This is a genomic window from Xanthovirga aplysinae (genome assembly GCF_009711365.1).
Classification (GTDB): domain Bacteria; phylum Bacteroidota; class Bacteroidia; order Cytophagales; family Cyclobacteriaceae; genus Xanthovirga; species Xanthovirga aplysinae.
This window is the reverse complement of the sequence record NZ_SMMB01001155.1, coordinates 1-9,697: the sequence shown is the minus strand read 5'-3', so window position 1 is coordinate 9,697 and position 9,697 is coordinate 1. Positions and strand designations below refer to the sequence as shown.

The window sequence follows — 9,697 nt, the reverse complement described above, 5'->3', positions numbered from 1 at the left end:
CTTATCAAGAAAATGAAATTCATAACAAAAAATTAACTTTAAAGTCATTTTCAGCCTACCATGCATACTGCTTAAAAAATTGTTAAACTACCAATAGCCTAATAAGGCCAAAAAATTGGTGTCTTATAACAGTTTAAACATCATTTTCGTACAAGTGAGTTGAAAGGGATTTTGCCATTTTTTTAGGTTCAGAAGCACTGATTACCCAAAAACGTCCTATAAGTGACACTAACTGTAGTGACAAACTGTTAGATTTATAATTTAAAACAGGATCATTTTTAAAATGAGTAGAATAGTAATCATAGGAAATGGCATTTCGGGAATTACTGCAGCCAGAAACATTCGAAAAACCTCCGAACATGAAATTACAGTTATTTCTGCCGAGTCGGAGCACTTTTTTTCCCGAACGGCCCTCATGTATATTTACATGGGACATATGAAGTATGAACACACCAAACCTTATGAAGATTGGTTTTGGGAGAAAAACCGTATCAATCTAGTTTTGGACTATGTGAATCAAGTCGACACTAAAAATAAACGATTAGCATTAAATAGTGGCAAATCTCTGGATTATGATATTCTGATTATTGCCTGTGGTTCTACCTTTAATAAATTTGGTTGGCCTGGCCAGGATCTTAATGGAGTTACAGGCATGTACAGTTTACAAGATCTTGAAAAAATTGAAAAATATAGTGCAGATACCGGTCACGCTGTAATCATTGGTGGAGGCTTGATAGGTATCGAATTGGCTGAGATGCTACGTTCCAGGGCCATTGAAGTCACATTCTTGATCCGGGAGACACATTTTTGGGACAATATTTTACCCCAGAAAGAGGCTCAAATGATAGACCGGCACCTTCAAGAGCATCATGTAGGGCTATTAAATGAAACCCTATTAAAGGAAATATTAGCCGACGAAAACGGAAGAGTAAAGGCAGTTATTACCGATAAAGGCCAGGAAATCCCCTGTCAATTGGTAGGGCTTACCGCTGGTGTAAAACCCAACATAGAATTCCTAAAGGGAAGTGGGATAAGTACGGACAGGGGAGTTTTAGTAAATGAATATTTCCAAACCAATGTAGCGGATGTTTATGCCATTGGAGATTGTGCACAGTTTACGTCACCCCCTGCCGGCCGGAAACCTGTAGAACAGGTCTGGTATACCGGCCGCATGCATGGAGAAAATGTTGCCCATACTATATGCAAAAATCCCATAGCTTACCGTCCAGGTCCCTGGTTCAATTCGGCTAAATTCATGGACATTGAATATCAGGTTTATGGAGAGGTAAGTAATCTACCAAAGGAAAATGAAGAACATTTCTATTGGGAACATGAGGATGGTAAAAAATCTGTTCGCCTAGTTTTCAACAAAAATAACGATGAAATTATGGGCTTTAACCTGATGGGAATACGATATCGTCATGAAGTCTGTGAACGATGGATAAAAGAAAAAAGAAAAATTGGCTTTGTGATGGAAAACTTATCAGAAGCCAATTTTGATCCTGAGTTTTTCGACCGTTATGAAAAGACCATTGCAGAAACTTTTAACAAAAATTACCCAGAAAAAGCTGTTCCAATTAAGAAGAAGGGATTTTTTGCCCAATTCTTCAATTAATCTGTATTCAGCCGCCTAACTAAAAAATTTCAAAAATGAAGACCATAAGATTATCCGGATTGGGGCTTTTTATCATCGCATTTGGCTTACTTTTAGCAAGTCTGGGCATCAATAATTATCGTTTAACAAGTGATACTCTTCATCAAACTATAACTAACCCCGCTCATTTTGAGGCCATCGCCCCACAAGTGAGCCATATGTTAAACAAAACCTACTCTTCCAAATTCACTTTTCTCCATCAATTGAACCAAGAAATTGATGCCCTCAATGAAACCTACAGGGCAAATCAGGAATGGGATAAGGTAATTTACACTGATTACTCCTTTGACCTTATTAAAAATTCCAGCACCGGTACACTTGTGGATCATACTAGTTGGTTTTTCATCATGACCTTTGTTCTAGGGGTAATCGGCGCATTGTTATATATTTTACCAGGCATACAAGAAGGGCCTCCAGGGATTAAACACAATGGCATTTATCATCACGTCTTGACTTCCAGAGGATGGCTAGGTATATTGATTGGGACCTTCTTGATTGGATTTTACATTGTCTTGTATTGGTTCCCCGCCTATATTGTTAATTGGGTGATTTTGGTCGACCCACTAAGTAAAGCCATAAGTGGAAATCCTGCATCTCAGTGGTTCTTATATGGATTTTTGTACACCCTATCCATTCTAGTGATGGGCATTCGGATGTTCATCAAATACCGACACAGCAAGTACCAAATTGTCCGAACAGCATCAGTAATGTTTTTTCAAACGGCTTTTGCTTTCCTAATTCCTGAGATTCTTGTCCGTTTACGTTATCCATATATGGATTTGAAAAATATCTGGCCATTAGACTACTCTTTCTTTTTCGATTACCGTATCAACGAATTCATTTCCGCCGGAACGATAGGAATTTGGATGATGGGTTGGGGTATTGCCTTAATTATCATTGGTGTCCCTGTATTTGTTTATTTCTTTGGTAAACGATGGTATTGTTCATGGGTTTGTGGCTGTGGTGGACTTGCCGAAACATTGGGAGACCCTTTTCGCCAATTGTCAGACAAAAGCCTAAAAGCCTGGAAAGCTGAACGTATAATAGTTCATGGCGTCCTGGTTTTTGCAATTGTGATGACAGGAGGCGTCCTATATAGCTATTTCACAAACAGTGGTACCATACTAGGAATAAATACCTACAACATTCGGGCTGCCTATGGATTCCTAATCGGGTCAATTTTTGCGGGAGTTGTAGGAACTGGTTTTTATCCATTTATGGGAAATAGAGTATGGTGTCGATTCGGATGCCCGTTAGCCGCCTATTTAGGTCTGGTACAGCGATTTAAGTCTAGGTTTAGGATTACCACCAATGGCGGCCAATGCATATCCTGCGGTAATTGTTCAACATACTGTGAAATGGGAATTGATGTGCGCTGGTACGCTCAAAGAGGACAAAATATTATACGCTCCTCATGTGTAGGTTGTGGAGTATGCTCTTCAGTTTGCCCTCGGGGTGTGCTCAACCTGGAGGTAAAAGATGAAGAAGGGCGGTTTGGAAAACCTATTCTCATTGGAAATGACAGTATAAAAGTGGAAAACTAAGATTGCAACCAAGCCAAAAACAATTCCTTATTCCTCCAAAAAGACCCTTTCAAGAAGGGCACATCAAAAGCACAATTAATAAAAAACTGTGCTTTTGTTGTGCTTATACAAACCCCCGGAAGTAAACAAATTATAAAGAGTATAGAGGGCTAAATAAGTTAACCTATTGAAACCTCTAAAAAGACAACTTATTTTAGCACCCTCTTTAACCTATTTCCCATATCATTTAGTTTTTCCTTTTGCCAAAGCTGATCTTCTTTAACCTTCAAATTGAAAAGAATTGGGATAAAAAATATTTTTCATACATGAATAAATATTTACGAAATTTCTTTTTAAATTAATTATAGCAAGAAACACAACATAAGAAAGAAAATTTAGATTCAGCCACATTTTAGGCCTCTTTTCAAATCAATTGAGAGTTTATTTATTTCACTTCCAGAAAAACATTCTTTTCAAAGTGCTTTTTTTAAGCCCTATTTAGGTTCTTAATTTCCTTTTCCTGAACCTTATTGAAATAGCCCCACCCAATTTCTTTTTATCTTAATGACAAACTCTACAAAAATATTCTTCAAACGCAATAATTTCCGCCTCCTTTTAACATTTTTGGGAAGTTTCTTACTTCTTTGCTTATACCATATATCAGTAGATTTTCACAATTTTAAACATAATTTAAAATCAAAGACCCAACTTCAATTGCAAGCCATAGCCATATTGGCTGCTTCCCAAATTGATGGGGATTTACATGAAAAAGTTACGGTAAATACTATTGAGCATTCCGCAGAAGCTCCCCCTCATTCTTACTTTCGTGAAGCCGAAGCCTTGCTGTCTACCCTTAGCCTACAATTTGAGTTGGAGTATCCAATGAGGACCTTGGTTCACAAGAAAAATGGCAAGGATATTTTTTATGTACTAAACCCAAAAAATGAAACCTTCCTAAATGAAGATCATAATATTTCAGCCTTACTGGCCTCTATTTCAGAAAAGGATTTTTCCTTTTTTAATACTCCTGACCAAACCCAATCCAAAAACTTACTAACAACGGTTGTTCCAATCTACAACAGTGTAGGGAAACGTATTGCCTATTTAGAAGCCGGTAAAAGCTTTTATCCATTTTCAAATTATTTGGCAACAAACCTTAGTTTTAATTGGGGGAGCCCACTAGTAGGAATGCTCATGGCTGCATCCATGGCTATATTTTTATTTTACATGGTCCAGAATAGGACCATACAAAAATCAAAGAATTTAAATTCCTTATACTTAGTTGAGACGAAACCAAAGGAAACTATATTAAATCAATTTCAGGATTCATCCAAAGAACAGGTTACTACAATAAAACCTAAAATCAAAAATCTCCAAAAAGAAAATATTGATCTTAAAGTGATCAATCAAATTTTAAATAACAAATACAGAGAGCGGACCCTACAATTAAGAAAAATTTCTCATCAAATAAATTCTTTACTCTATCGATCTTCTCATGACCTAATGGGACCAATAGCTACCTTAAAAGGGTTATGCAATCTTGCCGAAATGGATGTGAAAGATCCAGTAGGCAAAGATTATTTTCGAATGGCAGACCAAACGGTCATTAAACTTGATCGTGTCATTCAAAAAATCTTTACCATTTTTGAAATTAATAAGCGTATCCTGAATAGGCAAATGACCAGCCTCTTGGCAATTTCCGAAAAAGCTTTTAACGAATATAGAAAACAATATAAAAAGCACGATATTCAATTAAAAATTGACCTTGATAAAGAACTTCGCATTAGCAACGATCCTTTTTTATTAGAGTTCCTTCTAAAGGAGTTGTTTCAGGCCGCTCTGGACTTTATCCGGACCCACAATACTCAGCATACTTTTCTGCGGTTTTTTGCTTCTTTGGAGAAAACAAAAGTAAATATTTTTCTCAACAACAAAAGCTCTCAACTCAATTCGACTATGGTTGAAGATCTTAACAAACTTTTTAAGGGGCAAAAAAGTCGTAATAATTTAAGTTACAGTATGGAATTATATGGTATAACCTCCGTACTGGAGAAAATGAAAGGACAAATCCGAATAATTAAAAGTTCAGAAAATGAATCAGTATTAATTATATCCCTTCCCAACAAAGCATAATTTGAATATGGGTCTGTTTAATTTTTTTGCTGTTATTATCAAATAAAAAGTAAGTATCTTACTCTTCAACTTACCTAATTCTTACACGCCCTTCTAATTGTCGATAAACCGACACCACAAGTCATTTTTCCTTTTTACATTTGCGGCAATAATTAATCTCTTAAAAGATTTAATTGGGAATTCATTTGTAGGTATTGGGAATAACTGTCTGATATTAGGTCTTTCAAACCTCGAAAAGGATGGGACCTCGAAAAAGATAGGACATTGAATTCAGACATTTTTAATTCGTTTATACCTTTATTTTTTGCTATTGATTAGATGCGACCTGTAATAAAAGTAATCATTCCGGCCTTTAACGAGGAAAATTCTATTGGAAAGGTATTGGACGACCTTCCCAAAGACCTGGTTCAAGAAATAGTTGTTGTAAATAATGCATCTACTGATAAAACGGCTTTAGCAGCAAAAAACCATGGCGCCACAGTTATTCATGAAAACCGAAAAGGATATGGCTCTGCCTGCTTAAAGGGAATCAATTATATCAAGGCTCAACAATTAAAACCTAACATTGTTGTTTTTATAGATGCGGATTATTCCGATCATCCGGAAGAATTGCCTCAGTTAATTAATCCCATTGTAAAAGACGGAGTGGATCTGGTTATAGGATCCAGAGCATTGGGGGCCAGAGAAAAAGGGGCTATGACACCCCAACAAATCTTTGGAAATTGGTTAGCTGCTCGATTGGTAAGGTTGCTCTATCGAACCCATTTTACCGACCTGGGACCATTTCGGGCCATTAAATATGAGAAACTTCTTGAAATAGAAATGAAAGATAAAGATTTCGGATGGACTGTAGAAATGCAATTGAAGGCGGCTAAGTATCACCTTAAATGTGCTGAAATACCAGTAACCTACCGAAGAAGAGTTGGAGTTTCCAAAATATCAGGTACTGTAAAGGGAACCATTATGGCAGGGTATAAAATTATTTGGACCATTTTTAAATACCTTTGATCTTCATTTGACGTATGAAAGAATTAGTCATACATTATTTTTTTATTTTTTCATCATCCAGAATATTTTTTAGCTACTTGATCAAGGCTGAATAAATTCCAAAATATGGCTTATTTTATCATTCTTATCTATTCTTTTTTTTTGTTACTGATTTTTTTATTCAGCTTAGGACAACTGCACCTAAGCAGTCATTACTTAAGGAGATTAAAGCATAAAAAAGATCAACCGGAGAGTAAAGGATTTTTGCCAGCAGTTACTGTCCAATTACCCGTTTACAACGAGTTATACGTCATTGAAAGATTAATTCAGGCTGTTGCTGAGTTTGATTATCCCCAAGACCGGCTGGAGATCCAGGTTTTAGATGATTCCACAGATGAAACAGTACATATTATCGCTCAAAAGGTAGTCGAATTAAAAGCACAAGGATTAGCAATTTCTCATATTAGAAGGCCAAAAAGAAAAGACTTTAAAGCAGGAGCCTTACAATACGGGATGGAGAAAGCTAAAGGTGAGTTTATTGCCATATTTGATGCTGATTTTGTTCCTCCAAAAGACTTCTTGCGCAAGACCTTGCCTTACTTCCAAAATGAAAAAACAGGAGTAGTGCAAACCCGCTGGGGTCACCTCAATAAAGATTATTCTCTTTTGACCAAACTCCAGGCTTTTGGATTAGACGCCCATTTTTCAGTGGAACAAGGAGGAAGAAAGGCCGCTGGAAGTTTCATTAATTTTAATGGTACTGCGGGGGTTTGGAGAAAATCTTGCATAATAGATGCGGGGGAGTGGTCCGCTGATACACTAACCGAGGATCTGGATTTAAGTTACCGAGCTCAATTAAAAGGCTGGGAATTCGAATACCTAGAAGAAGTGGTAACCCCTGCCGAGCTGCCTGTTTTAATGCCTGCCATCAAATCGCAGCAATATCGTTGGAACAAAGGGGCTGCTGAAACGGCCAAAAAGAACCTAGGAAAGGTAATACGATCCAAAATTGGATTTTTTAATAAAGTACATGCTACATTTCACCTACTGAATAGTTCTGTGTTTGTTAGTCTATTGTTTGCTGCTCTTTTCAGTATTCCAGTATTATTTATAAAGGCTGCTCATCCTGAATTAAATTTACTATTCCACCTTGGAGGAATCTTTCTGATTGGTTTCTTTTCCATTGCTTACTTTTACTGGATCTCAACCAAAAGAATTTATCCAGAAAAAAGCTTTCAATACTATATTAAAACTTTACCTCCCTTTTTAATCATCAGTATGGGGCTGTCTCTTCATAATGCGGTAGCCGTTTTAGAGGGATTGCTGGGGCGAAAAACACCCTTTATAAGGACCCCAAAATTCAATATCCAAAACAAAAAAGATAGTTGGAAAGAAAACATTTACCTAAAAGGTGGTTTACATCCCCTTACTCTGTTGGAGGGATTGCTTTGCCTATACTTTTTATTTGGGGTTATGGCCGGCATTTATCTCAACGATTGGGGGCTAATCATTTTTCATGCGATGTTATCAACAGGCTTTGGTAGTATATTTTATCATTCTCTGCGATCGGCTTTTCAATTAAAACGGGGGTAAATCTACTTAGAAATGAAAAATAATTTGGTTCTCCTAATTAATGGGCCAATGTTATCATCCCAAGAATAATAAAATTTAAGCTAGAGTTTAAAATGACGAAGGTAGGACAATCATAATTTTACACTCATACTTTTTTTAACTCCCTTAGAGCTTTTTTAAATTTTTTGTTTTTATACGAAAATGGTGTTTTGAGAAGGAGTGAACGAGAGGCTTTTTGTGCTCGCAGCTGGAAAATACGGAAAAAAACCTCGAAACAACGTTCTTTCGAGGTTTGTAAAATAATAGAGTCCCTAGATATAGTTCCGCTTTTCAAAAGCCCTTTATAGCAAAAAGAAAATTTTAAACATACTCTTAAGCCAACTTATCCAAATCTCTAATTAGAATACGTTTTCGATCAAAATTAATAATGTTCTTTTCTTTCAACTCGTTCAAGATAGTTGTAACAGTCTGCCTGGAAGTTCCTGTCAGGTTGGCAATATCTTGATGAGTCAAGTTATATTTCACAAGAGTTTCTACTCCCACTTTTTTGCCTCTCTCCTCTGCCATATCTCTAATAAATTCAATTACACGGCTTCTGGCATCCTTAAAAACAAGTGATTCCAACCTTCTTTCCAATTTTCGAATTCTAAAACCAATCATTTTAAAAATCTTCAGGCTAAGTGGTTTATTATTGGCCATCAACTCCTGCATTTGAGAAATTTTCATCGGACAAATACGAGTATCTTTCTCCATGGCCATGGCAAAATCTCTTCTTATAGGTTCTCCAGTAAGTGCCAACTCACCAAATACTTCCCCTTCAGAAAGAATGGCCTTAATCATTTCTTTCCCATCTTCAGAATAACTGCCAATTTTCACCCTTCCCTTGGCAATCATATAAATATAGTCTGAAGGCTCATCAGAAAAATAAATATATTGATTCTTTTGGTAGACATGTTCATTATGCTTTTCCCCCATATCTTCCACTTTACTCGGACACAGCAAATGAAACAAATCTACATTTTCAAAAAACCATATATTACTTTCTTCACTCATCTTCTCTATTTCTTAACTAAGATAACCTCTTTTTTTAAACTCTTATAAGGCTAAATTAAAAAACATCTCCAATAAAAGGACCAGAATTTAAGGATTAAAGCCCTCACCCATTTCCTATTTTATTTCTTCCATTAGTGTCTTAGGGGGAGAAAATTACAACATCTTAAAAAATGGTATAAATCCTTCTTTTAAGGCGATTTATACGAAAACCAAAGGCTTTTTGTTGAAAATTCTTCTTTTTTAGCTAATTCAACCATCCTATGCAATGACTTATACGTAAAAAATTCCTATCGGCTACAGATTTAATTTACCGTTAATTACTTTTGCAAAAAAACAGCTTAAATCCATGTCATTTTTATATTTAAAAGCACTACATATCATTTTTGTTGTGACCTGGTTTGCCGGACTTTTTTATATTGTCCGACTTTTTATTTATCAGACAGAAGCTTACCAAAAAGACGAGGCAACTCAAAAGGTCCTTATTCCTCAATTTAAATTAATGTCACGCCGTTTATGGTTTGGAATCACCTGGCCTTCTGCCATCCTCACCTTAATTTTTGGTCTAAGTGTATTGCACATTTATTTACCTAATCTCCCCACATGGCTTTGGATTAAACTTGGTTTCGTTGCGGTTCTCTATTTTTACCATTTATATTGTCATAAAATATTCAAACAACTTCAGCGTGATAAAATCAAGTTCACCTCCCAACAACTAAGAATTTGGAATGAAGTATCTTCCCTTTTACTAGTCAGCATTGTGTTTTTAGTTGTTGTA

The 9,697-nt window shown here is 36.1% G+C and carries 7 protein-coding genes; 6 read left to right on the top strand and 1 reads right to left on the bottom strand.

Features of this window, described 5'->3' with window-relative positions:
* Window positions 1-283 precede the first annotated feature (283 nt).
* The 5 genes from E1171_RS14745 to E1171_RS14725 all read left to right on the top strand — a co-directional run bounded on the left by E1171_RS14745 (window position 284) and on the right by E1171_RS14725 (window position 7,890).
* Window positions 284-1,615, top strand: coding sequence for an NAD(P)/FAD-dependent oxidoreductase (locus E1171_RS14745; protein ID WP_155206809.1), 1,332 nt, complete (start codon window positions 284-286; stop codon window positions 1,613-1,615).
* A 35-nt stretch (window positions 1,616-1,650) separates the two neighbouring features.
* Window positions 1,651-3,198 carry a 4Fe-4S binding protein gene (locus E1171_RS14740; RefSeq protein ID WP_155206808.1) on the top strand — a complete coding sequence of 516 codons (1,548 nt, stop codon included), beginning with the start codon at window positions 1,651-1,653 and terminating at the stop codon, window positions 3,196-3,198.
* Between the two features lie 693 nt (window positions 3,199-3,891).
* Window positions 3,892-5,310, top strand: coding sequence for a histidine kinase (locus E1171_RS14735; protein ID WP_155206807.1), 1,419 nt, complete (start codon window positions 3,892-3,894; stop codon window positions 5,308-5,310).
* 318 nt (window positions 5,311-5,628) lie between these two features.
* Complete coding sequence (locus tag E1171_RS14730; RefSeq protein ID WP_155206805.1) at window positions 5,629-6,318, top strand: glycosyltransferase family 2 protein; 690 nt, start codon at window positions 5,629-5,631, stop codon at window positions 6,316-6,318.
* Between the two features lie 105 nt (window positions 6,319-6,423).
* Entirely contained in the window at window positions 6,424-7,890 is a 1,467-nt protein-coding gene (locus tag E1171_RS14725; protein ID WP_155206803.1) for a cellulose synthase family protein, read from the top strand.
* A 351-nt stretch (window positions 7,891-8,241) separates the two neighbouring features.
* On the opposite strand, the gene E1171_RS14720 is transcribed toward E1171_RS14725, so the two are convergent.
* Entirely contained in the window at window positions 8,242-8,922 is a 681-nt protein-coding gene (locus E1171_RS14720) for a Crp/Fnr family transcriptional regulator (RefSeq protein WP_155206802.1), read from the bottom strand.
* Window positions 8,923-9,268: 346 nt separating this feature from the next.
* Between E1171_RS14720 and E1171_RS14715 the strand changes: the two genes are divergently transcribed.
* The coding region (locus E1171_RS14715; protein ID WP_155206800.1) for a CopD family protein at window positions 9,269-9,697 on the top strand (429 nt) is incomplete at its 3' end.